The sequence below is a fragment of the Chloroflexota bacterium genome, from assembly GCA_015478725.1.
Taxonomy (GTDB): Bacteria; Chloroflexota; Limnocylindria; order Limnocylindrales; family CSP1-4; genus C-114.
The window spans coordinates 20,016-45,841 of record JADMIG010000007.1 but is presented as its reverse complement, the minus strand read 5'-3'; the positions used below and the strand labels follow the sequence as shown (position 1 = coordinate 45,841).

The following is a 25,826-nucleotide window of genomic DNA, read 5'->3' as shown; positions in this document are numbered from 1 at the left end:
CAGGTCGTCGATGAACAGGAGCGTGGAGCGGGAGACGGGTCTCGAACCCGCGACATTCAGCTTGGAAGGCTGACGCTCTACCGACTGAGCTACTCCCGCGCGGCCGCCATCGTAGCCGACGACACCGCGCGGGCGCGACCGGTCCCTCGCGACCGGCCCCTACTGCCCGTAGCGCTCGAGCAGCGCGAGGAAGCCGCTCGGCGAATGGATCGGCGACTCGCCCTGGAGCGCGACCCGCTCGGGCCGGTACGGTGAGGTCGAATCCGGCCTGACTCTCGCGTGCCGGGCGCTATCCAGGAACCGACGCCCGGATTCCGGCGCTCATGCCCCGACGTGCATGAACGGACCGCTCGGTTTCTCGGATCGTGGGAATCCGGCCCGGAAAGGGTGCCGCCGGGGGCCGCACGGACCCTGCCGAGTCGCGTAACGGTCCCCCGGGAGTGATTAGCGGAGTTCGGGCCGAACCGGCGTCTCGATTCCGGCCGGCGTCGCCTCTGAGCCGGCCTGGCGCTTCGCCGCCAGGCCTCCGAGCCTTCCGCCGAGGCACCGGCTCAGCCCGGCGCCGGCCCGCCCCGTCGCAACGAGCCCGCGATGAGGACGACGCCGAGGACGACGAGGGCGGCCGGCCAGTAGCGGTCCAGCTGGAGCTGCGGGATGAAGGTTCGGGCGAGGGCGTATGCCCCGACGAGGATGAGGATGACGCCGATGACGAGGGCGCCGCTTCCTGAATCCCGTCGCGCGCGACGGGCCGCGCGCCGGGCCTCACGGCGGGCCTGTCGACTCCACGGATCGGGCCCGCCCGTCCAACCGGGACCAGCCGGTCCCGCCGTCCACCCAGGCCCCGCGGTCCACCCAGGGCCGGAGGGACCCGCTGGACCGGGGCCCGCGAGGGGCGGGCCTCCGACCGGGCTCGGCCCGCCTGCCGGTCCGGGTCCGGGAGTGGCACCGGGTTCCACCGTGGGAGCCATCGCCGGCCCGCCCGGGGCTCCCGGCGCCCAGCCCGGAGCCATCGCCGGCCCGCCCGGCTCACCCGGTCCGGCCGGGGCTCCCGGCGCCCAGCCCGGCATCCAGCCCTCAGGCTCCTCCGGAACGACGAGCCACATGACGATGTAGATGACGAAGAAGATGCCGCCGGACACGATCGTCAGGAGGACCCAGCCCACCCGAACGAGCGACGGGTCGAGATCGAGCCGGTCGGCGAGCCCACCCACCACCCCGGCAAGCATCCGGTCGGAAGTCGAGCGATACAGGCGGTCGTTCACGAGCAGCCTCCGTTCGGGTCGAGTTCGAGGTTCCCGGCGTTGATCGTCGCGTCGATGTCGATCTTCACCGGCGCAGCGTCGTAGCCCGGCGTGGTCCAGACGTCGCCGCTACCTGCCAGACCGCGGTCGGCAAGGTTGTTACCACCGAGGGCGCCGCTCGTCTGGACCCGCAGCCCCACCCCGGCCGGGACGCAGATCCCGAGGTGCCCGGCGTTGACCGTGAACGACCCCTGGGCGCTCTGGGCCGGCAGGCCGATGAGCAGCTCGCCGGCATTCACCGTCGCCCCGACGGATCCCAGGGCCGTCGCCCCGGACAGGTCCATCCGGCCCGATCCGGCATTCACGGTCACGTCGACGGAGCCGAGCCGCGCGCCGCCGAGACCGAGCCGTGCGGTTCCGGCGTTGAGCGTGAGCCCGAGATCGAGCGCGGGTGCGGTCGGGAGAGCGAGATCCCACGTCGACCGTGCCGCCCCGAGGTCGAAGAAGCCCCCGCCCCGCTGGCTCTGGATCCGGAGCGACGAGGGATCGGCCGACACCGCCGGCGTCCGCCCATCCGCGCTCGTGCCGCTCAATGACCAGGTCGTGCCGGGCCGGGTCGTCACCTGGAGATCGCCGCAGCCGACCGTCAGGTCGACCGACGCGCTGGAGCTTCCGAGATCGCCCGTCGACGAGGTGAACGCCGAGCCGCCCGAACCACCACCGCAGCCGATGGCGCCGAAGCCTGGCCATCCGGCGCCGATGAGGCCGCCGCCGATGAGGCCGATCGTCAGCGCCGCGAGGAGCCCGGCGGCAGCTCGGAGGCTCGTCCGCGAGAGCAGGATCCCGATGCCGGCGAGGATGAGGAGGATCGGCCAGAGGCGCCAGGCGTCGGCGACGTTCGACGCGTCGATCGCACCGGCCTGCAGGGCGAGCGGCACGGCACCGAGGGCCACGAGGAAGACGCCGGCGTTCGCGAACCGGCGATCGAGATGCATCCCAGGTTCCCTCCAGGCGACGGCTGACGAGACGCGCCGGATCCCATTCTGGACCGCACGGTCGCGGAGCGTCGATGATGACCCGGTGAGTCCCGCCGGCCCGCTGCGCCCACGACCGCCCGAGGTCCTCTCGCGCCGTTCGTTCCTTCGGCTGGCGGGGGCCGCGGTCATCGCGATGGCCGCCGCGGCCTGCGCGGACGCGGCGTCCGGATCACCTGCCCCCGCAGGGTCGGGAAGCCCCGGCGCGACCGCCTCGCCGTCCACGACCCGCGCCTCGCCGACGATCGTCGTGCCAGCCGGCCCGGACCTCCGGACGAAGATCGCCCAGATGCTCCTCGTGGGGTTCCGTGGCCTCACCGTCGCGCAGGCCGCCACGACCGTGGTGGACATCCGGGAGCGCGGGCTCGGTGGCGTCCTTCTCTTCGACACCGATGGCCCGAGCGGCAGCTCCTCCCGGAACGTCGCGTCGCCGGCACAGCTCCGGACCCTCGTGGCCGGTCTGCGGGCGGTGGCCCACGTCCCCCTCCTCGTGGCGATCGACGAGGAGGGTGGCGAGGTGGACCGCCTGACGACGGCCCGGGGCTTCCCCGCCACCGTCTCGGCCGCCGCGCTCGGCACCCGTGACAACGCGACCTACACGCGGCAGCGTGCCCGGGCGATCGGGAAGACCCTCGCCGCCGCGGGGATCGACCTCGACCTCGCTCCGGTCGTCGACGTCGATGTCAACCCGACGAGCCCGGCGATCGGCGCCCTCGAGCGGAGCTTCTCCGCGGATCCGGCCGTCGTCACGCGGCAGGGCCTCGCGTTCCTCGCCGGCCTCCACGACGCCGGCGTGGCGGGCACGATCAAGCACTTTCCCGGCCACGGCTCCTCGACCGCGGACAGCCACCTCGGCTGGGTGGACGTGACGACGACGTGGACCCCCGCCGAGCTCGAGCCGTTCCGCGCGATCGTCGCCGCCGGCGCGGCGGACGCCGTCCTCGTCGCCCACGTCTTCGATGCGAAGCTCGACCGGACGTATCCCGCGTCCCTGTCCAGTGCAGTGATCGACGGTCTCCTCCGGACGAGCCTCGGATTCGAGGGGGTCGTCCTCAGCGACGACCTCCAGATGGGCGCGCTCCGCAAGGTCTACGGCTACGAGACGGCGGTCGAGCGGGCGATCCTCGCCGGGACGGACATACTCACGATCGCGAACCAGCAGCTGTACGACGCCGAGATCGTGGAGACGACGATCGCCATGATCGCCGAGTCCGTCGCAGCCGGGAGGATCACGGAGGCCCGGATCGACGCCTCCTGGCGGCGGATCGCCGCGCTCAAGACGCGGTACCACGGCGCGATCGGCTGAAGCTCGTCGGCCGCGATCGGCGCTTGTTCGTCGCCGGCGATCTCGCGCCCGTTGGTCACCGGACCGTCACGGACGCCGCGTAGACTGCGGCCATGTTCCTCTTCCGACGTCAGCCGTCCATGCCCTCCCCCGGGTCCGCCCCTGCCGGCCGACCGGACCCGATGCCCGTCGCCGAGCGCCATCTCGTCAGCGGCGAACGGATCGTCCCGCCGTTCCCGGATGGGACGAAGACCGCGATCTTCGGTCTCGGCTGCTTCTGGGGTGCCGAACGCGACTTCTGGCGGACGGCGGGCGTCGTCTCGACCGCGGTCGGGTACGCCGGCGGCTACACGTCGAACGCGACCTACGGCGAGGTGTGCTCCGGCGCGACCGGCCACGCCGAGGTCGTCCTCGTGGTCTACGACCCGGCGAAGGTCTCCTACGAACAGCTGCTCAAGGTCTTCTGGGAGGCACACGATCCCACCCAGGTGATGCGCCAGGGCAACGACGTTGGGACGCAATACCGCTCGCTCATCGTCGTCGCGGATGACGCCGAGCGACAGGTGGCCGAGGCGTCACGCGCCGCCTACCAGGAACGACTCACCGAGGCCGGCTACGGCAGCATCGCGACGGAGGTGTCGACGGCCCCGTTCTACTACGCCGAGGACTACCACCAGCAGTACCTCGAGAAGAACCCGAACGGCTACTGTCCGGACCACAGCACCGGGGTGAGCTGCCCGGTGGGCCTCGGGGTGCCGACTACACGGACATAGAGCTCACGCGCACATCGGGGTCAGCCGCGGTCCACCGCGACGCTGGTCAGGTCACATGTTATAGTCTGTGCATGTTGACCGAACGAACCCAGGTGCTCCTGACGCCCGGACAGCGGGCACGACTGGTGCGCATCGCGGCACGGGAGAGGCGCTCGGTAGGGGCGGTGATCCGCGACGCGGTCGACGCCTATACGCTGCCTCGCGCCCGCCCCCGGCAGGAAGCGCTCGAGTCGCTGACCTCGATCGGGGCGCCGGTCGACGACTGGGAGCGGATGAAGGACGAGATCGTACGAGGCGCGGACCGCGGACGCGGATGACCGTCTTCGTTGATACGGCGATCATCATGTACGCGGCGGGAGCCGAACACCCGCTGCGCGACCCGTGTCAGCGTCTCCTGGCCCGCGTCGCCGAGCAACGCCTGGAGGCAGTGACCTCGGCCGAGGTGATCCAGGAGATCCTGCATCGGTTCAGCGCCCTGCGGCGCCCGGACGTGGGCGCGGCCATGGCGCGCGATGCACTCGATCTCTTCGCCCCCGTGTTGCCCATCACCGATGCGGTCATGCGACGCATGCCGGACCTCGTCGGACGCTACACCGCGCTTGCGGCGCGCGACCTGGTCCACGTGGCGACCTGCCTCGAGGAGGGGATCCGCGAGATCGTCAGCCCGGATCGCGGCTTCGATGCGGTCTCGGAGATCCGCCGGATCGCGCCCGACGACGGGTCGATCCAGGGCTGATCCGCGACTGATCCCGTCCGCGACGGGACGATCCGCGGGCGCGTCGCGGGCTGGCCTCAACCCGCGTCCACGATGCAGAAGCGGTTGCCCTCCGGGTCCGCCAGGATGACGTAGTCAGCGTCCGCCGGGCGCTTGTCCCAGTGCACCTCGGTGGCACCCAGTGCGATGAGCCGCTCGACCTCGCCGGCCTGGTCCTCGGCGTAGAGATCGAGATGGATGCGAGGCGGCACCTGCACTTTCGAGCGCACCCGATCGAGCGAGAGGTTCGGCCCGACACCGTCCCTCGGGCGCAGCAGCACGAAATCGTCGCTCGTTTCCTCGCGCGGCACGTAGTCGAGCGCTGCTGCCCAGAACTGCGTCTGGCGCGCCAGATCGTCGACGCGGAGAACGATCGAACCGACGCGAATCATCGAGCGCAGTCTATCGACCTCCCGCGACCTCTCGCCGGCTCCTCCGACCCGGTCGCCCGCGTGTGGGGGACTTTCATGTGCTAGCGTATGCACATGCGCAATCTGGAACGCCGCGTTCACGTCCTTCTCGACGAGCCGCGCTACCGCAAGGTGGCCGCTGAGGCCGAGCGCCGTCGAGTCTCCGTGGCCGCGGTCATCCGCGACGCGATCGACCAGCTCCCGGCGGACGCCGATCTCCGCCGGAGCGCCATCGCGCAGATCCTGGCAGCCGAGCCGATGCCGGTGCCCGCGCAACCGGGTGAGCTTCGACGCGAGCTCGACGACGCACGCGAGCGCTCGGGATGATCCTCCTCGACACGACGGTCCTGGCCTACGCCGTCGGCGAGGAGCATCCCCTTCGTGAGCCCTGCCGCCGCCTCCTGGCGGCTCACGCGGAGGGGCGTCTGGAGGCGACGACCACGATCGAGGCGATCCAGGAGTTCACGCACATCCGGGCGCGCCGCCGATCGCGGTCGGACGCCGTGCGTATCGCGCGTCACTACGTCGCCGCCCTGAGCCCGCTCATGACGACCTCGGACGACCAGGAGCGCGGCCTTCAGCTGTTCGAGCGCCACCCTGAGCTCGGCGCGTTCGACGCCGTGCTCGCTGCGGTAGCGCTCGGTCGCGGCGCGGAGGCGCTCGTCTCCGCCGATCAGGCCTTTGCCTCGGTCCCGGGCCTGGCGTGGATCGATCCGGCCACACCGGCCATCGCGCGGCTCATCGGCTGACCGCCCGGGTTCAGCCCTTCCGTTCGAGGATCGGGCGGGCCGTCACCGGATCGTCCACGACGAAGGCGAACATCGCCCGGTCGCCCCATCGGCCGAGGAAGAGGTGGCCGTAGATGTTGACCCCGGCGTCCGCGAGGGCCCGTGCGATCGTCGCCATGCCGCCCGGCCGATCGTTCACCTCGGCGAGGATCGACTCGCCTTCGATGAACGTGTAGGCACCCTCCTCGAGGACGGCCCGCGTCGCCGCGTCGTCCGCGGTGGTGAGGATGATGTGGCCGAGATCGCCGATCCCGCCGCCGCCGATGGCGCGAAGATCGACCCCCCGGGCGGCGAGCGATTCGGCGAGCGTCGCAAGTCCCCCGGGCCGATTGGAAAGCTGGACGACGAACTGGTTCGACATGGGATCCTCCGCGCTCGGGCGCCGTTCGGACTCCCCCGGGCGCCGATCGGTCGGCCGCGATTCTAGGCGCCGCCGCGCTTCACCGTGGCGGTTCGCCGACGGATCGTGGAACGCGGCCGCGCGCGTCGCGCAGTGAGGGCCGCGCGGCGGAGCTCGATCGCCCGGCGGTACAGCGAGAGATAGCGGGGCGCCGAGCCGGTCCGCCAGTCGAAATCGACCGCCATCGCGCGGTCCACGATGGCGTCCCAGCCGGTGGGCCCGGGAGCGCGGGCCTCGAACCGCTCGGTCGCCTCGCCGACCGACCAGATGAGGCCCTCGGGCGTCGCGTTCCGGAACGTGAACCCGGTCCCGTGGCCAGGATGGTCGTCCTCGTCGATCACCGAGTCGCGAAGGCCGCCGGTCGCATGGACGACGGGCGGCGTCCCGTAACGGAGGGCGATCATCTGACCCTGGCCGCTCGGCTCGAAGCGCGACGGCATGAGGAACAGGTCCGAGCCCGCGTAGATCCGGCGCGCCATCGCGCGGTCGAATCGCTCGACGAACGCGACCTGGTATGGGCGAGCCCCGGCGAGCGCCCGGAGCCGGCCGGCGATGATCGGGTCGCCGCTCCCCTGGATGACGATCCGCGCGCCACCGTCGACGAGTCGCGGGGCGGCGTCGGCGAGGATGTCGAAGCCCTTCTGCGGATCGAGCCGCCCGATCGTCCCGAGGACGGGTGACGGATCGGCCGGATCGAGCCCGAGCCGGCGCAGCATGTCGGCCCGGCAGGCGGCCTTCCCGGACCGATCGGATCGGTCGTACGGCGCGGCGAGGTCCGCGTCCGTCGCCGGATCCCAGAGGGTGGTGTCGAGGCCGTTGAGGATGCCGACGAAGCGATCGCCCTTCGCCACGAGGGTGGGATCGAGGCCGAAGCCGAACTCCGGCGTCAGCGCCTCGACGGCGAAGCCCGGGCTCACGGTGTTGACGATGTCGGCCCGTTCGATCGCGTCCCAGAGGAGGTCGACGCCGACGGCACCCGGGGCCACGATGCCGTCGCCCGGCGCGAGGCCGAGCTGGCCGAGGTCCGCGAGCGGCACCCAACCGTGGTACGCGAGGTTGTGGATCGTGAGAACGGCGCTCGCCCGGCCGATCACCGGATCCGCCGCGAGCCGGCCGGCCCGCTCGATGAGCGCAGGACCGGAATGCCAGTCGTGGACATGGAGGACGTCGACGGCGACGCCCCCGGGAGCCGCCGCGTCGCTCCGCAACGCCTCGAGCGCCGCCCGGCAGAGGATCCCGAAGCGCCACGCATCGTCCGGATGGCCGTACAGGCCGTCCCGGTCGAACGCCGCCGGGTGATCGACGAGGCGGAGCCGGTAGCCGTCGCCGGCGATCGACAGGACCCGGATCTCCGTCGAGCCGTGCACGGCTAGCGGGTCCGGGACGCGGACGACGATGGTCGGGTGTTCGCCCGGCGGGACCGCCACGCTCCGGTAGCGCGGCAGAAAGACGTCCACCGGCCCGTCCACCGGCGCGCCGTCCGGCCCGGGGATCGCCTGCGGCAGCGCCCGCGCGAGCGCGTCGACGACATCGCCGAGGCCGCCGGTCTTGGCCCAGGGCTCGCACTCGGCGGCGATGAAGGCGATCCGCATGGCGGCATGGTAGCGAGCGCGCGTCGGGCCGCGCGGGCCGCGCGGCCGTCAACAGGCCGAGCGGGCCGCTGCGGGCCGTATCATTCGCGGCCATGGACTCCATCGTCCGCATACCGACGCTGCCCGGTGCGACCCTCCGCGTCCCGCCGCAGCTCGAGGGCCTCCGCCGCCTCTCGTACAACCTCTGGTGGTCGTGGCACCCGGCGGCGAAGAACCTCTTCAGCCGGGTGGACGGGGCCGCCTGGGCCCGCTACCGCGACCCGATCCCGGTCCTGTCCGGCTCCGTCGTCTGGGGCCACCTCCTCGACGATCCGGCGTTCATGGCCGAGTACCAGTCGGTCATCGGCGACTTCGACCGCTACATGGCGAACGGCGCCGACCACTGGTTCCATCGGCGCCACGCCGCCGCTCTCCGCGGTCCGATCGCCTACTTCTGTGCCGAATACGGGTTCCACGAGAGCCTCGGCATCTACTCCGGCGGCCTCGGCGTCCTCGCCGGCGACCACATGAAGTCGGCGAGTGACATGGCCCTCCCGCTCGTCGGGATCGGGCTCATGTACCGCCAGGGCTATTTCCGCCAGACGATCGACGCGGACGGCCACCAGGAGCACGCCTACCCGGACTTCGACCTCACCCGCCATCCGCTCCTGCGGGTCGTCGATCCGGAGGGCGATCTGCTCACCGTCGAGCTGGAGCTGCCCGGGCGGACGCTGACGATCGCGGTCTGGCTCGCCCAAGTGGGCCGGGTGCCGGTCCTCCTCCTCGATTCGGACACCCCGGAGAACGATCCGGCGGACCGCCCGATCACCCACATCCTCTACGTCCGGGGCCGCGAGATGCGCCTCCACCAGGAGCTCGTCCTCGGCGTCGGCGGGGTCCGGGCGATCCGTGCCCTCGGCATCGATCCGGCGGTCTGGCACCTCAACGAGGGCCACAGCGCATTCCTCCTCGCCGAACGGGCTCGCGAGTTCGTGGCGGCCGGTCTCGAGCTCGACGAGGCGCTCGCCCGGGTCAGGCGCGACAGTGTCTTCACGATCCACACCCCGATCTCGGCGGGCAACGAGCGGTTCGATGTGGAGCTCGTGCGACGCGTCGCCGGACCGCTCCTCGACGGCGACGGCCGGCCGGGGACCGGTGGCGTGCCGACCGCGCGGATCCTCGAGATCGGCCGCGGCGTGGACGGCGATCCCCAGCAGTTCGACATGACCGCGTTCAGCCTCCGCCTCACGAACGCCGCGAACGCGGTGAGCCAGCTCCACGCGGCCACCGCGAACGCGACATGGCACGGCGTCATGAACGGCTCGATCGCCGGCATCACGAACGGCATCCACAGCCCCACGTGGCTCGGCCGGCCGCTGCGCGACCTCTTCTCCCGCTATCTCGATGCGGACCTCGACGATCTCGACGGGAAGACGGACGCCCGGCGCTGGTGGGAGCGCCTCGACCGGATCCCCGATGCCGATCTCTGGGAAGCGCACCGGCGCCAGAAGTTCGAGCTCGCGATCTTCGCCCGCGGCCGCCTGCAGGCCCAGTTCGGCCGCCACGGTGAGGCACCGTCCGTGCTCGAGGAGCTCGAGCGGGTGCTCGACCCGGACACGTTGACGATCGGCTTCGCCCGGCGCTTCGCGACGTACAAGCGGGCGGGCATGATCTTCAGCGACATGGACCGCCTCGAGCGGCTCGTCTGGAACACCGAGCGGCCGGTCCAGGTCGTCTTCGCCGGCAAGGCCCATCCGGCGGACAGACCGGGCCAGCAGGTGATCCAGGAGATCTTCGCCCGATCACGATCGTCGAAGCTCCGCGGTCGCGTCTTCATCCTCGAGGACTACGACATGCGGATCGCCCGCTTCCTCGTCCAGGGTGTCGATGTCTGGCTCAACAACCCGCGCCGGCCGCTCGAGGCGTCCGGAACGTCCGGCATGAAGGCGGCCGCGAACGGCGTCGTGAACGTCAGCGTCCTCGACGGCTGGTGGGACGAGGGCTGGACGGGCTCGAACGGCTGGGCGATCGGTGGGCGGGAGACGAACCCGGACGAGGGTGCCCAGGACTGGGCGGACGCCACGGACCTCTACCGGATCCTCGAGGAGGAGGTGGTCCCGCGCTACTACGACCGCGACCGAAGCGGGCTCCCGCGAGCCTGGGTCACCCTCATGCGGGCGTCGATCGCGAGCACGATCTGGCGGTTCTCGATGACACGGATGCTCCACGAGTACACGGAGCGGATGTACCTGCCGGCGGCGGGGGTCGCGGTCGCCGCTCCCGGCCGCGAGCGGATCGTCACGGAGGCCGGCTGAGCGCTCCCCGGCAGGAGGGCGCCCGAGGCCGGCCGGTCAGGCCTCGAGGACGATCGACGCCGAGCGGGACGCGATGACGATCCTCGATCGTTCGCCGGTCGTTTCGAGGTCCCGCGATTCCCAGCCCGGGAGTCCGACCGGCCGCGATCCCCGCCACGGCCGATCCGGGAGGTCGAACGTCAGGTCCGCCGGCCCCGGTCCCGCGTTCACCGCGACGATCGCCCGTCCACCGTCCGCCTCGCGGAGCAGGACGACGGCGCGGTCGGCGGCGGCGAGCGGCCGGACGGTGCCGCGCCGGAGCGACGGGTGCTCCCGCCGGGCGGCGATCGCGGCCTGGGTGAACGCGCGGAGGTCGCGGTCGCCGGCGAGCGGATCGACCGGGTAGGCACCCCGGCAGGACGGGTCGTTGCCGCCCTCCATCCCGATCTCGTCGCCGTAGTAGATGCACGGCGCCCCCGGCAGCGTGAGCTCGAGGATCGTGGCGATCCGCATCGCGGCCCGGTCGCGGCCGAGGACGGTGAGCGCCCGTGGTGTGTCGTGGCTCCCGATGAGGTTGAGCTGGACCGCGGTGATCGCCGGGTCGTAGACCGAGAACAGGTGGGCGAGCCGGGCGGCGAACGCCGGCCCGTCGAGCGGCGCGACCATCCGCCGGTACGTGTCGTGGCGATCGACGACCGCGCGGTCGAGGCCGTCGCCGCCGGCGAAGCCGAGGATGGACGTCCCGAGCGGGTAGTTCATGAGGGCATCGAACCGGTCCCCGCGGAGCCAGTCCGGCGCCTCGTCCCAGATCTCGCCGACGAGGTAGGCGTCCGGGTTCACCGCCCGGCAGCGGCGGCGGAACTCTCGCCAGAACGCCGCATCGTCGATTTCCGCCGGAACGTCCAGCCGCCAGCCGTCGATCCCGAAGCGGAGCCAGTGCTCGGCGATCCGGAGGAGGTATTCGCGGACATCCGGGTTCGCGACGTTGAGCTTCGGCAGGGCGGCCAGGCCCCACCAGGCGCGATAGCCGAGCGGAGCATGAGCCGTCGTGGGTCCGCCCCGGTCCGGGTACGCATTGAGCTCGCGCGAGCCGGCGAGGACCTCCGAATCGAGGAGGAACCAGTCGCGGTACGGCGAGTTGCCACCCGCCTCGAGGACGTGGTGGAACGGCCAGAACCCGCGGCCGGCGTGGTTGAACACCCCGTCGAGGATGACCCGCATGCCCCGCGCATGTGCCCCGTCGAGGAGCTCGCCGAGCGCGGCGTCGCCGCCGAGGAGCGGATCCACCACGAGGTAGTCGTAGGCGTGGTAGCGGTGGTTCGAGGCGGACGAGAAGATCGGCGTCAGGTAGAGCGCCGTGATCCCGAGCTCGGCAAGCTCCGCCAGCCGTTCGGCGATGCCGAGGAGGTCGCCGCCCTTGAAGCCATGCGCGGTCGGCGGCGCATCCCACGGCTCGAACTCGCCGGCCTGCCGGACCCGCCGGCTCCGGGCGAAGCGATCCGGGAAGATCTCATAGAAGACCGCGTCGCGGACCCAGGCGGGCGTGTCGATCGATCCGTGCGGCATGGTCTCCTCTGCTTGATGGGGTCGAGAGCGGTGCTGGGCGGGGCTGGCCGATCCGGAGTCGACCGTCACGGACCGAAGGCCAGGACCGTGACGCTCTGGGGGGCGAGGTTCGCGATGGGCCGGTAGGGAGCGAGGCCGCCGGTCGCGGTGATGATGGGGGACGGCGGATCACCCGTCACGCCGCCCGAGCCATAGACGACGCGGACCGCCGGAGTCCCGCAGAGCGGCCCGGAGGCGAGGCTCACGGTCTCGTTCGTGACGGCGGTCGTCCCGAGATTGGCCAGGACGAGGAGCGTCTCATCGGCGGACCGGCGGATCGTGGCGAGGACGGACCCCGACGAGCTCCCGGCGACGACGAGAGTGCCGTGGGCGAATGCGGGATGCGCCGCCCGCAGCGCGATGAGCGTCCGATAGTGGCTGAGCAGCGAGCCGGGATCGGCGCTCTCGTCGGCGACGTCGATCGTCGCTGCATCGCCCGACAGCGGCTCCCAGGGAGTGCCGCTCGTGAATCCGGCAGTCCGCGGCGCCGACGTCCAGCGCATCGGCGTCCTGATCCGTGGATCCGGCTTGGCGCCGCTCATCCCGATCTCCTCGCCGTAGTAGACAAACGGCACGCCCGGCCCGGTGAGGAGGAGGTCCGCGGCCAGTCGCATCCGCGCCGGGTCGCCGCCGGTCTGCGTCGCCAGGCGGTCCATGTCGTGGTTCGTGAGGAACGCCCCGAATCCGCCCGGAGGATAGAGGGCGACCACGCGCCCGAGAATCCCGGCCAGGCCCCAGGCCTGTCCGCCGTTGGCGGCAGCCACGTACGCCCCGGCGAGCCCGAAGTCAAACGTCATGTCGAGGGCATTCGGGACATAGCTCGCGCTCGTCGCCGAGGTGTCCCAGACCTCGCCGAGCAGGAGCGAGCCCGGATGGGTCGCCTCGACCGTCCGGCGGAACGAACCGAGCCAGGCGTGCGTCTCGGGGGTGTTCTGGGTGACCGCACCGTCCTCGACCAGGTACTTCGCGGCGTCGAGCCGAAAGCCGTCGACGCCGACGTCGCCGAGCCAGAAGGACGCGATCGAATCGATCGCCTCCGTGACCGCCGGGTCCCGGAAGTTGAGGTCCGGCATGTTCGGCCCGAAGGCCGCGTAGTAGAAGCGCTTGCCGTCGGGGAACCAGTTCGTCCCGCCCGGACTGTCGGCCCATACGTACCAATCGGCGTGGGTGGAGCCGGGGGTTCGGCTGTCCACGAACCACGGATGCTGACTCGAGGTGTGGTTGAACGGCATGTCGAGGATGACGGCGATGCCGCGCCGATGCGCCTCACGGACGAGGGTCCGCAGGTCGGCCAACGACCCATACGCGGCGTTCACCGCCTCGTAGTCGGTCACGTCGTACCCGTGGTAGGACGGCGACGGCATGATCGGCATGAGCCACAGTCCGGTGACGCCGAGGTCGGACGTCGTGCCAGGATTCCCGTCGTTCAAGTAGTCGAGTTTCGAGATGAGGCCTCGGAGGTCTCCGACGCCGTCGCCGTTCGAGTCGGCGAAGCTCCGCACGAAGACCTCGTAGAAGACCCGGTCGACCCACCAGCCTGGCTGGCCGAGGGCCGGGACCGGTTCGGCCGCCGACGCCGGACACGGCGGCGCCGCGGATCCTCCTCCGGGTGCGGCGGACACGACGGCTGCGCTCGATGAACCGGGACCGGCCGGCGAGACGGGGCTGCCCGACGCGAGCGGAGCGCAGGCGCCGACGACGGCCGCCAGGATGACGACCGCCAGCTTCCGGGCGCGCACTCGCAGGGCGACCGCTCGGCTCGATCCTCGTTCGCTCAGCCCTTCACGCCGCCGATGGCGAGCCCGGACACGATGTACCTCTGGAGGAACATGTAGACGACCATGACCGGCAGGGCGACGAGGATCGCGAACGCCGCGAACTGCGACCAGGGCGTGCTCGCGGCGTACTGTCCGACCATTCCGTTCAGCGCCATCGACAACGTCCAGAGGTTGGTGTCGCCGACGAGGAACAGGAACGAGAATTGGAACTCGGTCCAGCCGGCGATGAAGCCGAAGAACGCGGTGACCGCGAGGACCGGTGTCGCGAGCGGAAGGATGACGTAGCGGAACGCCTGGAAACGACCCGCCCCATCCACCGTCGCGGCCTCCTCGAGCTCCTTCGGGATGGTGTCGAGGTAGCCCTTGATGTTCCAGATCGCGAAGGGCAGCTGGCTCGCCGTCACCGCGAGCGCCACACCGAAGAGCGACGAGCGGAGGTTGAACGTCCCGAATTGGAACTTCCCCAACATGACGAAGAGCGGCGCGAGCGCGGCGACGGCCGGGAGCATGAGCACCGCGAGGATGGCGATCATGAGGATCTCCCGCCCGCGGAACCGGAGCCGTGAGAACGCATAGGCCGCGAGGACGCCGATCGACACGCTCGCGGCCGAGATGAGGAGGGCGATGATCACGCTGTTGAGTGCGAGCCGAGCAAACGACACGGGATTCAACGTCGGCCGCGCGATCACTCTGGCGTAGGCGTCGAGCGAGGCGCCCGGCGGGAAGAGCGAGTCGGGACGCGAGATATTCCGCGGATCCAGCGACATCGCGAGGATCCAGACCATCGGGAACAGCACCGTCACCGCGATCGCGATGCAGATGAGCTGCAGGACGAGCTGCCGCCCGAAGCGGCCGGGCCGCCGCCTTCCCGCGATGTGCGCGTCGGCGAGCGGCCGGCTCATGCCGCGCTCGGCGGCGACCGCCTGGGACGTCATGGCTTCGACCTCCATGTGGGCTCGGTGGGTCGGGATCGCATGTCAAGCGTCATAGCGGGCCGTCGCCTTCCCCAACCGGTTCGTGATGAGCGTGATCCCGAGGAGAATGAAGAACTCGAAGATCGCGAACGCCGCCGCGACCGCATACAAATGTTGCTCGGAGACGAGGCGGTACGCGATCGTCACGAGCAGCTCCGTCTGCCCGAATGGACCGCCTCCGGACATGAAGTACGAGAGGTAGAAGAGGTTGAAGGTGATGATGAAACCGTAGATCGCGTAGGGCAGCATCGCCGGCCTCAGGAACGGCAGGGTCACCGTCCTGAACTTCTGCAGCCAACCAGCACCGTCCATCTCCGCCGCCTCGTAGAGGTCGCGCGGGATGCTCTGGAGTGCACCCGTCGCGACGACCGAATTGAGCGGCCAGCCGAGCCACACGTTCGCCGCGAGGAGCGCGAAGTACGCGAGCGGCAGGATGAACGGTCCAAGGGCGACGATCGGATTCGGTTGATTCAACCAGTCGAGGGTCACCGGCGGTGCCTTGAACAGGATGCCGGCGACGCCGCTGAGGATCTGATTGATCGCACCGTACTGGGGATCGAACAGGTTCCGCCAGACCGTGGCGACGATGATCGGCGGTATGACGACCGGGAGGATGTAGATCGCGCGATAGAAACGCTTGAAGCGGAGACCCTCGATGTTGAGGACGAGCGCGACGACCACCCCGATCACAAGATGGAAGGCCACGTTCGACAGGGCCCAGAAGAGGTTGAAGACGAGGATCCGCAGGAAATCGAAGTTCGGGAGGACGATGTTGTTGTCGAGGATCCTCTGGTAGTTCTGGAGGCCCACGAAGTTCGGGGCAGGCGCGTTGTAGCGCAGGTTCGTCAGGCCGTAGTCCGTGAACGACATCCAGACCTGGAAGACGAGAGGGTAGAAGGTGATGATCGCCATCACCAGCAGCGCGGGCAGCAGGAACAGGTAGGCGGTCCGGCTGTCCCGCGTCCGCTGCCAGACCGATCGTCGCGGCAGCGCCCCGGGACTGGCGGCGGCGGCGGTCATCTCGACGATCTCTTCGCGTCCATGACGATCCTCCTCCGCGGTCGGCAGGATGTGGGTCGGGGCGCCGGTTTACCGGCGCCCCGACCGAGCGCGTGACTTCGAGGGTACGCCGTGGGGCGCCTCCCTTACAGGCCGTTCGCCTTGTCCATCGCCGCGCAGGCGGTGGCGACGGCGGCCTTCGGGTCGGTGCCCTTGTCGATGACGGCGACGAGGGCGTTGCCGAAGTTGCCCCAGTAGTTGTTTAGCTGCTTGAGCGTCGGCCGCGGGAAGCCCTTCGGCATGAGCGCGGCGAAGCTCTGGGCGATCGGATCGGACGGCTGGAGCGTCGTGTTCGCCGGCAGGTGACCGGCGTTCGCGAAGATCTGCTCGTTCGCCGGGAGGAGGAACTGGAGCGCGAACTGCGCAGCCAGGTCCTTGTTCGGTGAGGCGGAGTTGATGTAGAAGCCGTCCGGAGCGGTGAGGGGAGCCCACGCGCCACCCGGGCCACTCGGCCCGGCCGTCACGGCGAGCTTGCTGCCGAGGGCCTTGGACAGGTCGCCCGACTGCCACGGGCCGTCGATGAAGCCGGCGATCTTCCCGGAGATGAGATCCGCCTTGGCGTCATTGTCGTTCTGGTAGAAGTGCATCCCGGCGGCCTTCATGTCCTGCAGCCACTTGAGGGCGTCGGCGACGCCACCCTTGGTGGCGGTGCACTTGCCCGTGCTCGGATCCATGATCGTCCCGCCGAACGACGAGAAGATGCCCCACAGGTAGTAGGCGCCGCCACCGTTCGCTCCATAGACCCAGCCGAGCTTGCTCGCGTTGGCCTTCCAGTCCCCGGTCGTGACCGGCGCCGTGGTGAGGATCGAGTTGTTGTAGAACAGCTCGACGGCCTTCATCGACTCCGGGATCTCATAGAGCTTGCCGTCCACCGTCGCCGCGTTGATGGCGACGTCGGACGTGTTGTACGGCGGGGCCTTGAGCGTCGCAACGAGCGAGCTCTGGTCGACGAGGAGCCCGGCGCGGGCCTCGGTCGGCAGGTTGTCATTCGGGGCGATGTACAGGTCCGGCCCCGCGCCAGCAGCGGCTTGGGTCTCGAAGTTCGTGAAGAGGTTGTTGAACGGAACGTCCGTCACCGTGACCTTCAGGCCGGGGTTGGCGGCCATCACCGCCGCGACGATCTTGTCAAAGGCGTCCTTCTCGGCCGAGCCGGACGCACCGTATGCCTCCCAGATCGTCAACGATCCGGTGAGGGCTGCCGTACTCGGGCTGGCCGCCGCCGATGTGGCGGCCGAGGGCGGGGCGGACGTCGCGGCGGACGCGGCGGCGCTCCCGCTCGGCGATGGGGTGGCGGCGCCGCTGCACGCCGTGGCGACCATCGCCGCTGCGGCGATGAGTGCGCCGAATCGAGTGTTCCTCAGCATCCTGGTGGGACCTCCTCCGTCATGTGGCCTTGCCGCCCGGACCGATCTTCGGTCCGCGTCGGCGGTGGGACGCGCTGTTCGTTCGGCCGGGCGAGGCCTCGCCATCGCTCGATGGCAGGGCGTGGACGGCGATCGACCGGTAGATGGCTCGTGGGCACCTCCTTCAGTCGGCCGAGCGTCGGTCGATCGGCGCGGGCCCCGTGGACGCGCGGGCCACGAGCCGGGTGGGGAGGGTTTCGTGGATCGGCGCGCCAGCCGCGCCGCCGAGGATCGCGATGAGCAGGCGAACGGCCTCCTCGCCCTTCCGGGCGATCGGCTGGTGGATCGTCGTGAGCTCGGGGTCGGCAAAGCGGGCGAGGTCGACGTCATCGAAGCCGACGACGCTGAGGTCCGCCGGCACGCGGAGGCCCCGCGCGCGGGCCGCCCGCATCGCCCCGACCGCGGTCGCATCGCTCATCGCCAGGACGGCGGTCGGGCGCTGGCCGGCATCCCAGGCCTCGGCGAACGACGCGGCGCCGCCCGGGATCGTCGCCTCGGAGGTGACGATCGCCTCATCGGGGAGGGCGATCCCGGTCGCCGCCAGCGCCGCTCGATAGCCGCGCAGTCGCCGGGCCGGGACGCCGTCGGGGTCCTCGCCGCCGGCCCGCTCCGACGGTTCGATGGACAGGACCACGAACGCGCGATGGCCCAGCCCGAGCAGGTGTTCCGCCGCGAGTCGTGCCCCGCCCTCGTCGTCGACTTCGATCGACGGTTGATCGGGCAACGCGGTCGAGTCGACGAGCACCATCGGCAGGCCGGCGCGGCGGATCTGTTCGACCTCCGGGTGATCGGCTGACAGGCCGACAGCCACCACCCCGTCGACGGTCGCCCGTCCGACCGCCCGGGCGAGCGAGCCCTGCAGCGGGGAGATGAAATGGAGGGCGTATCCGGCTGCCTCGGCCGCCGCCGCCACGCCCGCATTGAACGTCCCGAAATACGGGTTCTCGAACACGATCGCCAGCGCCTGCGGCGTCAGGACCCCGATCGTCCCCGTTCGTCCCTGGGAGAGCATCCGGGCCACCGGATGCGGCCGGTAACCAAGCGTGTCGGCCACCGATCGGATCCGGGTCGCCGTCTCCGCCGCCAGTCGATCCGGTCGATTGAAGGCGAACGACACGGTGGTCTTCGATACGCCCGCTGCCTCGGCAACATCCGAGATGGTCGGGCGCCGGGTCAGGTGATCCACGCGGTCGCCAACCTCCATCGGTCGTCGATCCCTGGCGTCAGCGAGACGACGCGGCTGCGAAAACGGGTGAGCGGCCCTCGAGGGACGTGTATCATGACCGCACCAAACCGGTTTAGCAAACCGGTTTAGGGGAGGCTAGCAGGTCGTCCGTCGGCCGTCAAGGTGTCCGCTCGGAAAACACGGAGTCGATATGGGGCATCGCGTCTCCCTGGCCCTCGTGCTCCACAACCACCAGCCCGTCGGCAATTTCGGCTGGGTCATCGCGGAGGTCTACGAACGGGCCTACGAGCCGCTCGTCGCGGCCCTCGAGCGCCATCCCCACGTCCGCCTCGCCCTCCACTACAGCGGCGCCCTCCTCGACTGGTTCGCCGCCGAGCGGCCCGAGTTCCTCGAGCGCCTCGGTCGACTCGTGGCCGCCGACCGGGTCGAGCTCCTCGGCGGTGGCTACTACGAGCCTGTGCTGGCCTCGCTCCCCGAGCGGGATCGCCTCGCCCAGCTCATCCGGATGGCCGACGCGATCGAGCGGATCGGCGGTCGCCGGCCTCACGGTGCCTGGCTCGCCGAGCGGGTCTGGGAGCCGGACCTGCCGGTGAGCCTCGTCGACGCCGGCTATCGCTGGACGATCCTCGACGACACCCATCTGCGGGCCGCGTCGATCGACGAATCGCGCCTCTGGGGCACCTACACCACGGACGATCAGGGCCGCCTCCTGACGATCTTCGCCTCGGACAAGGGCCTCCGCTATCGGCTCCCGTTCGGTGACGTCGACGAAGCGATCGCCTACCTCCGCGATCACGCCACGGACGACGGCCACCTGCTCGGGACGATGGGCGACGACGGCGAGAAGTTCGGTTCGTGGCCCGGCACGTTCGAGCACTGCTGGGGTGCCGGCCAGTGGGTGGATCGATTCTTCAGCGCCCTCGCCGCGAACGCCACGTGGCTCGAGCTCGTCACCCCGAGCGAGTGGATGGAGCGGGAGCGGCCCGTCGGCCGGGCCTACATCCCGACCTCCTCGTACGCGGAGATGGGCGAGTGGGCGCTTCCGGTGGACGAGGGTACGGTGTTCGAGGCGGCGCTCGTCCGGGCCGAGCGCGAGGGGCGGCCCGAGGCGCGCTGGCTTCGCGGCGGCTTCTGGCGCAACTTCCAGGTCAAGTACCGCGAGATCAACGAGCTCCACAAGCAGATGCTTCGGACCTCCGACAAGGTCGCCCGTGCCCACGAGCTCGCCGACGACGGGGAGCCGGAGATCCGCCGCCTGGCGGACCTCGCGACCGCCGAGCTGCTCCAGGGCCAGAGCAACGATTGCTACTGGCACGGTGTCTTCGGCGGGATCTACATCACCCACATGCGGCTCGCGACGTACGAGCACCTCATCGCCGCGGAGGACTTCGCCGACGCGGTCGCCCGCTCGTCCGGCATCGTCGTCGACGGGATCGTGCGGGCGGACACGAACCTCGACGGCGTCGCCGAGATCCTCGTCACCGCGCCGGGCCAGGTCGTGGTCGTCGATCCGGCCGGTGGCGGCGGCATCGCGTCGTGGGACATCCGGCCGGTGCGCCACGCCCTCACGTCCGTCCTTCGTCGCCGGCGAGAGGCGTACCACGTCCGGCTCATCGAGACCGACGCCGCGGCGGCTCGCGCCGCCAGCGCCGCGGCGGAGGCGGTCGAGCCCGGCAACGGCACGAACGGCGGCGCGGTGTCGTCCATCCACGAGGTCGTGCGCGCGCGCGAACCCGGCCTTGCCGCCCACGTCCGCTACGACGGGTACGAGCGCCGCTCCGGACTCGTCCACCTCTTCACGCCCGGAACGACCGCACTGGCCTTCGCCGAGGCACGGGCGGAGGAGCTCGCGGACGCCCGTGACGGCGCGTACGACGTCGTCCACCTCGGCGAAGGCGCCATCGTCCTCGGCCGGGACGTCCGGCTCGACAGCGACGGCGGCACCCTCCGGATCGAGAAGCGCATCACGTTCGACGGCGATCGGCGCGCGCCCACCATCCGGCTCCACGTCACGCTCGAGAACCGCTCTGCGACGGAGGCGGTCGCCGACCTCGGTGTCGAATGGGCGCTCATGATGCTCGGTGGTGGTGGCAATCCCGCCGCCTTCTACGAGATCGACGGCGAACGGACGGCGCACGACGGTGGTGGCGAGCGGGGAGATACGACCCGCATCGCGAGCGGCAACGACCATGTCGGCCTCCGACTGACGACATCCATCGAACCCGCCGCAGCGGTCTGGTGGTCGCCGATCGAGACCGTCTCGAACTCCGAATACGGGTTCGAGCGGACCTACCAGGGAAGCGCCCTCGTCGCCGTCTGGCCCATGCGGCTGGCCCCGGGCGAACGCCGGTCGGTCACCGTCGAACAGCTGGTTGCGACGAGCCGCGATCGGGACCGGAGCTGAATCGACCAGGCGGGCGACCCCGTCATGGCCCGGGAATCCGTCAGCCCGTGGCCTGCGAACCACGGGCTGACGAGAGGATGCGCCGGCCGGGTGGGCGGCGCGGGGTATGTCGGTTCAGGGACCCGGCGAGGCCGGGTCCGCCGATCAGAAGAGTCCGACCGGATCGGCGGGTGCGTGCGGGTCGCGAGAGTCGAAGCGCGAGTCGACGCCGAGCGTCGCCGCGACCACGCCGAGGATGGCGAGACCTGCGACGATGAAGACGAGCATGATGAGCGCGTTCATCGGGAACGCCTCCTGTTGCTATAGTTGACTAGGCCAAGTGGAACGATACTTGGACCAGCGTACTGTGTCAAGACACGAGTCACCACCCGCCCCCCCCGAGCCCTCGGCTGAGTCCGTCGACTCCACCCCGCCGTCCGTCGCGGCCTCGCCGGCGACGCGGACGTCGAGCCCGCTCGACGTCGAGCGTGGTTCGGACGTCCCGATCTCCACCCAGATCTACTGGCAGCTCGCCTACCAGATCGACTCGGGCCGGCTGCTGCCCGGCGCCCGTCTCGCCCCGGTCCGCGAGCTCGGCGCGGCCCTCCGGGTCAACCCGAACACGATCCGGGCGGTATACAAGCGGCTGGCCGACGCGGGGTACGTGACGAGCCGCCACGGAGCGGGGACCCACGTCGCCGATCGACCGCCGCAGCGTCGCGGCGCGGAGGCCCTCGCCGGCCTCGTCGCCGAGATGATCCGGCGAGCAGCCCAGGCGGGCTTCACCGCCGACGAGGTCGCCACGGCGACGTTCGGCGCGGCGACCGAGCGCAAGCGGCCGGGGCCACACGTCAACGTCCTCTTCGCCGAGTGCACGAACGCGGATGCCGCGTACGACGCGGAACGGATCGCGGCAGCGTTCCCGGACGTGGTCGCGGCCGAGGGGACGCTCCTCGACGAGCTCTCCGAGCGGCTCGACCGCTTCCACTACGACCTCGTCGCGACGACGACGTTCCACGCCGACGAGGCGCAGGCGCTCGTCGCCGGTCGCGTTCCGGTGGTCGCGATGCTCGTGGGGCCGGGCTACGTCGAGCTCGTCCAGGAGATCGCCGCCCTGGCGCCGGGAGCGACCGTCGGCCTCGTCTGCGCCTCGGCGCGCGGCGCGAGCAACATCGGCGAGACGCTCGCAATCTCCGGCACCACCGGCGTCGCCGTCGTCATGGCCTCCCTGGAGGCGGACGGCGACATGAGCCGCATCGACCGCGAGGCGGATCTCATCCTCCTCTCCCGGGAGGCGCTCAACCTCGGCCTCGACACGCGATTCGAACGACCGGAACGGATCCGCGAGTGGCTCTACGAGTTCGACCCATCGGGACTCGAGCTCCTCCGGCGGGCGATCGAACGGGCCCAGGCCGAACGCACGGCGGCCGTCCAGACGCGCACCGCCTGATGGCCCGGACCGCGATCGCCGACGGGATCCGTCTCGCCGCCGCGGCGCGGGCGACCCTCGCCCTCGACGGCGACGGTCGGGAGGTGGAGCCGGTCCGTCTCGCAGAGCCCGTCGTGGCCCGCGACGTGGCCCATCGATTCGCGCTCGCCCGGCCCGGCGCGCGCGTGGTCGCCGGCGACGTCCTCGCCCTTGGCCTCCTCGACGAGGTCCACCGCGTCGTCGTGGAGCGATACCTCGATGAGATCGACCCGACCGCCTTCGCCTCGGCCGTGCGCGACGTGCGGGCGGAGATCGGCGATCCGCCGACGGACGCGACCCTCGCTGCCCACCGGGCGACCTTCCCGCCGCCCGAGGATCCCGACGAGGCGGCGATCCGGGAGCTCCTCCTCACGTGGCTCGTCGCGTCGAACCCGGCGCTCGGCAATCTCCGGGTCCTCGTGGACGACCGGCCGCTCACGCGCGCGCCGGGAGCCCGCTACGGCGACGTCGTCGCGGCGTTGACCCGCCACTTCGCGACCGCCGCGCCGATCGGCCCGGAAGGCGAGGATCTCGTCAGCCTCCTCCGCGCCCCTGCCGGGGCGGCCCCCCATTCGCTCGCCGGCCAGCTCGCGTACATCCGCGACCGCTGGGCAGCGCTCCTCGGCGGCGGCCGCGGTCGTGGGTTGCTCGACCGGCTCATCGTCGGGCTCGGGGTCATCGCGGAGGAGGCGGCCGGTCTCGGCCGTCAGTGGGCCACCCCTGGACCGGGAGGTGGGCTCGGCGCCCTCCACCTCGGCCTCGACCGCGACGGCGGGCTCGCGCCCGACCCGGAGCCGGAGCGGTTCAGCAACGACGTGGCGTGGATGCCCGAGCTCGTCCTCATCGCGAAGAGCACCCACGTCTGGCTCGACCAGCTGTCGCGATCGTACGGACGCGAGATCCGCTCGCTTGCCGCGATCCCGGATGCGGAGCTCGACCGGCTCGCCCGGCGCGGCGTGACGGGGCTCTGGCTCATCGGGCTGTGGGAGCGGAGCCGGGCCTCGCGCGAGATCAAGCGCCGTCGCGGCAACCCGGACGCGCTCGCCTCCGCGTACGCCCTCGACGACTACGTCATCGCAGCGGACCTCGGCGGACCCACGGGCCTTGCCGACCTCGCTGCGCGCGCGGCCGCCCGCGGCGTCCGGCTCGCGAGCGACATGGTCCCGAACCACATGGGGATCGACTCGCGGTGGGTCGCCGAGCATCCGGACTGGTTCCTGTCCGTGCCGCGGCCACCGTTCCCCGCCTACACGTACAACGGCCCCGACCTGTCCTCCGACGAGCGGGTCGCGATCGTGCTCGAGGACCACTACTGGGACGACTCGGACGCCGCGGTCGTCTTCAAGCGGGCCGATCGCTGGACCGGTGATGAGCGGTACGTCTATCACGGCAACGATGGGACGAGCTTCCCGTGGAACGACACCGCGCAGCTCGACTTCCTCCGGGCGGATGTCCGCGAGGCGGTGGTCCAGACCATCCTCCACGTCGCCCGCCAGTTTCCGGTCATCCGCTTCGACGCGGCGATGGTGCTCGCGAAACGGCACATCGAACGGCTCTGGCATCCGCTCCCGGGCAGCGACGGGGCGATCCCGTCGCGAGCCGAGCACGCCATGGCGAAGCGCGACTTCGAGGCGGCGATCCCGATCGAGTTCTGGCGCGAGGTCGTGGACCGTGTCGCCGCCGAGGCGCCGGGCACGCTCCTCCTCGCCGAGGCGTTCTGGCTCATGGAGGGCTACTTCGTCCGGACCCTCGGGATGCACCGGGTCTACAACAGCGCGTTCATGAATCTCCTCCGCGACGAGGACAACGCGACGTACCGGCGGGTCGTCCGGGAGACCCTCGAGTTCGACCCGCAGATCCTCGGCCGGTTCGTCAACTTCATGAGCAATCCGGACGAGAAGACCGCGGTCGAGCAGTTCGGGACCGGTGACAAGCATTTCGGGGTCGCGACCCTCATGGCCACGATGCCCGGCCTGCCGATGCTCGGCCACGGCCAGTTCGAGGGCTTCCGCGAGCGCTACGGGATGGAGTTCGGGCGGGCCGCCTGGGACGAGCCCGCCGACGAGGGCCTAAGCGCTCGCTACGAGCGCGAGATCGTCCCGCTCCTCCACCGCCGGGCATGGTTCGCCGGGTCGAAGGACTTCCTCCTCTACGACGTCGTCGGCGACGACGGCAGCGTGCGGGAGGACGTCTTCGCGTACTCAAATCTGGGTCCGCGCGGCGAGCGCTCGCTCGTCGTCTACCACAACCGGTTCGCGCGGATCGGCGGCCGGATCCGCGACTCCGTCGGCTACTCGGCGGCCGATCCGGCCAGCGGCGAACGATCGCTCCGGCGACGGACGCTCGCCGACGGTCTCGACCTCTGGCGCGGCGATCCGGATGACGGGCGACTCGCGTCCTCGTTCATCCGCGCCCGCGAGCTTCGGACAGGTCGCGAGTACCTCTGGCCGGCGCGCGACATCGTCCGCGACGGCCTGGCGGTCGACGTGGAGGCCTACGACTATCGCGTGTACGCCGACTGGGCGACCGTGGTCGACGACCTCGACGGCCGCTGGTCCCGCCTCGCCGCGTCGCTCGGCGGGAGTGGGACGCCGTCGCTCGACGGCGCCCTTCGTGACCTCGAGCTCGCCCCGCTCCACGGCGCCCTGGCTGCGACGATGGCCCACATCGAGAGCGCGCCCGCGCTCGTGGCCGCCATACGGGCGGCGACCGGCAGCGCCGGCGGAGCCACCGACGGCGAGGTCGTCGCGGCGATCCGGACGGCGGCGGAGGCGGTGGATCGGCTCTCCCGCGGCCCAGGGCGCGGACGACCGGCGACGCGGCCTGCGGGTGTGGTCGACCCGGCGACCGCCGCAGCGCTTCGCGTGTGGGCGATCCTCGCGCCGCTCGGACGGCTCGGTGACGCCGTGGATGCGTCCGCGACGAACCGGGCGTGGTTCAGCGAGCTGCGACTCGGGCCGGCCGCGGAGCGGGCCCTCGACGCGATGGGGCAAGGGGCGCTGGCCGGAACCGCCGTCCACCGCACATGGCTCCTCTTCGCGCTCGCCCGGCAGGGAGAACGGCCGGCGAGCGGCGGTCCGGCCACGCGACTGCGCACATGGCTCCGCGACCCGGACCTCGCGGCGAGTCTCGGCGTCCATCCGTGGGACGGCCACGACTGGCTCACCGCGGAGGGCGTGGCCCTCGTGACAGCTCTCGCCCGGGCCGGGTCGGCGGCGAACCCCGCGCCGGGTCGCCGCTCCGGACGGGCCACCCTGACGGCGGACCTCGAGGCGATCGAACGCGCCGCCGCGGCGAGCGGCTATCGGGTCGACCTCGTCGAGGCGGCGCTCGCCGCGCGGCCGCCCACGCGCCGCCGCCCGCGCCGGCCGCGTGCCGGGCGGACCGACCTGTCGATCGACCGGTAGATCGGCCCGGCAC

At 71.3% G+C, this 25,826-nt stretch carries 20 protein-coding genes, 1 tRNA gene and 1 pseudogene; 9 read left to right on the top strand and 13 right to left on the bottom strand.

Features of this window, described 5'->3' with window-relative positions; all coding sequences use genetic code 11:
• Positions 1–23: 23 nt before the first annotated feature.
• The 3 genes and pseudogenes from IVW53_06990 to IVW53_06980 form a co-directional block, all read right to left on the bottom strand.
• Positions 24–99: transfer RNA gene (locus tag IVW53_06990), tRNA-Gly, on the bottom strand.
• A 968-nt stretch (positions 100–1,067) separates the two neighbouring features.
• Positions 1,068–1,250, bottom strand: a pseudogene (locus IVW53_06985) (PspC domain-containing protein).
• 8 nt (positions 1,251–1,258) lie between these two features.
• Positions 1,259–2,236, bottom strand: a complete 978-nt coding sequence (locus IVW53_06980; protein MBF6605313.1) for a hypothetical protein — start codon at positions 2,234–2,236, stop codon at positions 1,259–1,261.
• 85 nt (positions 2,237–2,321) lie between these two features.
• Between IVW53_06980 and IVW53_06975 the strand changes: the two genes are divergently transcribed.
• The 4 genes from IVW53_06975 (at position 2,322) to IVW53_06960 (ending at position 5,069) form a co-directional block, all read left to right on the top strand.
• On the top strand, positions 2,322–3,581 hold the full coding sequence (locus tag IVW53_06975) for a glycoside hydrolase family 3 (GenBank protein MBF6605312.1): 1,260 nt from the start codon (positions 2,322–2,324) through the stop codon (positions 3,579–3,581).
• 92 nt (positions 3,582–3,673) lie between these two features.
• Positions 3,674–4,333, top strand: a complete 660-nt coding sequence (gene msrA / locus IVW53_06970; GenBank protein ID MBF6605311.1) for a peptide-methionine (S)-S-oxide reductase MsrA — start codon at positions 3,674–3,676, stop codon at positions 4,331–4,333.
• 71 nt (positions 4,334–4,404) lie between these two features.
• The gene (locus IVW53_06965) at positions 4,405–4,650 is read left to right on the top strand and encodes a hypothetical protein (protein MBF6605310.1); all 246 of its coding nucleotides are present in this window, start codon (positions 4,405–4,407) and stop codon (positions 4,648–4,650) included.
• Positions 4,647–5,069, top strand: coding sequence for a type II toxin-antitoxin system VapC family toxin (locus IVW53_06960; protein MBF6605309.1), 423 nt, complete (start codon positions 4,647–4,649; stop codon positions 5,067–5,069). Before IVW53_06965 ends, IVW53_06960 begins: the two co-directional genes overlap by 4 nt.
• A 56-nt stretch (positions 5,070–5,125) precedes the next feature.
• On the opposite strand, the gene IVW53_06955 is transcribed toward IVW53_06960, so the two are convergent.
• Positions 5,126–5,479, bottom strand: a complete 354-nt coding sequence (locus IVW53_06955; protein ID MBF6605308.1) for a VOC family protein — start codon at positions 5,477–5,479, stop codon at positions 5,126–5,128.
• A gap of 341 nt (positions 5,480–5,820) precedes the next feature.
• Here IVW53_06955 and IVW53_06950 point away from each other — a divergent pair, with 341 nt between their 5' ends.
• The gene (locus IVW53_06950; GenBank protein ID MBF6605307.1) at positions 5,821–6,246 is read left to right on the top strand and encodes a type II toxin-antitoxin system VapC family toxin; all 426 of its coding nucleotides are present in this window, start codon (positions 5,821–5,823) and stop codon (positions 6,244–6,246) included.
• Positions 6,247–6,256: 10 nt separating this feature from the next.
• On the opposite strand, the gene IVW53_06945 is transcribed toward IVW53_06950, so the two are convergent.
• Entirely contained in the window at positions 6,257–6,646 is a 390-nt protein-coding gene (locus IVW53_06945) for a hypothetical protein (GenBank protein ID MBF6605306.1), read from the bottom strand.
• A gap of 62 nt (positions 6,647–6,708) precedes the next feature.
• Complete coding sequence (locus tag IVW53_06940; protein MBF6605305.1) at positions 6,709–8,277, bottom strand: glycogen synthase; 1,569 nt, start codon at positions 8,275–8,277, stop codon at positions 6,709–6,711.
• 92 nt (positions 8,278–8,369) lie between these two features.
• Between IVW53_06940 and glgP the strand changes: the two genes are divergently transcribed.
• Positions 8,370–10,571, top strand: a complete 2,202-nt coding sequence (gene glgP, locus IVW53_06935) for an alpha-glucan family phosphorylase (GenBank protein ID MBF6605304.1) — start codon at positions 8,370–8,372, stop codon at positions 10,569–10,571.
• Positions 10,572–10,607: 36 nt separating this feature from the next.
• Here the strand turns inward: glgP and IVW53_06930 are convergent, their stop codons facing one another.
• From IVW53_06930 to IVW53_06905, 6 genes are all read right to left on the bottom strand, one after another.
• A complete protein-coding gene (locus IVW53_06930) occupies positions 10,608–12,116 on the bottom strand; it encodes a DUF3459 domain-containing protein (protein ID MBF6605303.1) in 1,509 nt (502 codons plus the stop codon).
• Positions 12,117–12,181: 65 nt separating this feature from the next.
• Positions 12,182–13,894, bottom strand: coding sequence for a DUF3459 domain-containing protein (locus tag IVW53_06925; protein ID MBF6605302.1), 1,713 nt, complete (start codon positions 13,892–13,894; stop codon positions 12,182–12,184).
• A gap of 35 nt (positions 13,895–13,929) precedes the next feature.
• The gene (locus IVW53_06920; GenBank protein MBF6605301.1) at positions 13,930–14,835 is read right to left on the bottom strand and encodes an ABC transporter permease subunit; all 906 of its coding nucleotides are present in this window, start codon (positions 14,833–14,835) and stop codon (positions 13,930–13,932) included.
• 75 nt (positions 14,836–14,910) lie between these two features.
• Entirely contained in the window at positions 14,911–15,927 is a 1,017-nt protein-coding gene (locus IVW53_06915) for a sugar ABC transporter permease (GenBank protein ID MBF6605300.1), read from the bottom strand.
• A gap of 125 nt (positions 15,928–16,052) precedes the next feature.
• Positions 16,053–17,330: an extracellular solute-binding protein gene (locus tag IVW53_06910; GenBank protein MBF6605299.1), complete on the bottom strand. Its 1,278-nt coding sequence runs from the start codon at positions 17,328–17,330 to the stop codon at positions 16,053–16,055.
• Positions 17,331–17,493: 163 nt separating this feature from the next.
• Complete coding sequence (locus tag IVW53_06905; protein ID MBF6605298.1) at positions 17,494–18,555, bottom strand: LacI family DNA-binding transcriptional regulator; 1,062 nt, start codon at positions 18,553–18,555, stop codon at positions 17,494–17,496.
• Positions 18,556–18,745: 190 nt separating this feature from the next.
• Here IVW53_06905 and IVW53_06900 point away from each other — a divergent pair, with 190 nt between their 5' ends.
• On the top strand, positions 18,746–20,959 hold the full coding sequence (locus IVW53_06900; GenBank protein MBF6605297.1) for a DUF1926 domain-containing protein: 2,214 nt from the start codon (positions 18,746–18,748) through the stop codon (positions 20,957–20,959).
• A gap of 144 nt (positions 20,960–21,103) precedes the next feature.
• On the opposite strand, the gene IVW53_06895 is transcribed toward IVW53_06900, so the two are convergent.
• A complete protein-coding gene (locus IVW53_06895) occupies positions 21,104–21,241 on the bottom strand; it encodes a hypothetical protein (GenBank protein MBF6605296.1) in 138 nt (45 codons plus the stop codon).
• Positions 21,242–21,305: 64 nt separating this feature from the next.
• Between IVW53_06895 and IVW53_06890 the strand changes: the two genes are divergently transcribed.
• Entirely contained in the window at positions 21,306–22,388 is a 1,083-nt protein-coding gene (locus IVW53_06890) for a GntR family transcriptional regulator (GenBank protein MBF6605295.1), read from the top strand.
• A complete protein-coding gene (locus tag IVW53_06885; GenBank protein ID MBF6605294.1) occupies positions 22,388–25,813 on the top strand; it encodes an alpha-amylase in 3,426 nt (1,141 codons plus the stop codon). Before IVW53_06890 ends, IVW53_06885 begins: the two co-directional genes overlap by 1 nt.
• Positions 25,814–25,826: the final 13 nt, after the last annotated feature.

Coding starts and splice junctions, on each gene's coding strand:
- IVW53_06920 (MBF6605301.1), bottom strand. CDS start 14,835: ATGAGCCGGCCGCTCGCCGACGCGCACATCGCGGGAAGGCGGCGGCCC.
- IVW53_06910 (MBF6605299.1), bottom strand. CDS start 17,330: ATGCTGAGGAACACTCGATTCGGCGCACTCATCGCCGCAGCGGCGATG.
- IVW53_06980 (MBF6605313.1), bottom strand. CDS start 2,236: ATGCATCTCGATCGCCGGTTCGCGAACGCCGGCGTCTTCCTCGTGGCC.
- IVW53_06950 (MBF6605307.1), top strand. CDS start 5,821: ATGATCCTCCTCGACACGACGGTCCTGGCCTACGCCGTCGGCGAGGAG.
- IVW53_06885 (MBF6605294.1), top strand. CDS start 22,388: ATGGCCCGGACCGCGATCGCCGACGGGATCCGTCTCGCCGCCGCGGCG.
- IVW53_06900 (MBF6605297.1), top strand. CDS start 18,746: ATGGGGCATCGCGTCTCCCTGGCCCTCGTGCTCCACAACCACCAGCCC.
- glgP (MBF6605304.1), top strand. CDS start 8,370: ATGGACTCCATCGTCCGCATACCGACGCTGCCCGGTGCGACCCTCCGC.
- msrA (MBF6605311.1), top strand. CDS start 3,674: ATGTTCCTCTTCCGACGTCAGCCGTCCATGCCCTCCCCCGGGTCCGCC.
- IVW53_06960 (MBF6605309.1), top strand. CDS start 4,647: ATGACCGTCTTCGTTGATACGGCGATCATCATGTACGCGGCGGGAGCC.
- IVW53_06915 (MBF6605300.1), bottom strand. CDS start 15,927: ATGACCGCCGCCGCCGCCAGTCCCGGGGCGCTGCCGCGACGATCGGTC.
- IVW53_06965 (MBF6605310.1), top strand. CDS start 4,405: ATGTTGACCGAACGAACCCAGGTGCTCCTGACGCCCGGACAGCGGGCA.
- IVW53_06895 (MBF6605296.1), bottom strand. CDS start 21,241: ATGAACGCGCTCATCATGCTCGTCTTCATCGTCGCAGGTCTCGCCATC.
- IVW53_06930 (MBF6605303.1), bottom strand. CDS start 12,116: ATGCCGCACGGATCGATCGACACGCCCGCCTGGGTCCGCGACGCGGTC.
- IVW53_06945 (MBF6605306.1), bottom strand. CDS start 6,646: ATGTCGAACCAGTTCGTCGTCCAGCTTTCCAATCGGCCCGGGGGACTT.
- IVW53_06940 (MBF6605305.1), bottom strand. CDS start 8,277: ATGCGGATCGCCTTCATCGCCGCCGAGTGCGAGCCCTGGGCCAAGACC.
- IVW53_06955 (MBF6605308.1), bottom strand. CDS start 5,479: ATGATTCGCGTCGGTTCGATCGTTCTCCGCGTCGACGATCTGGCGCGC.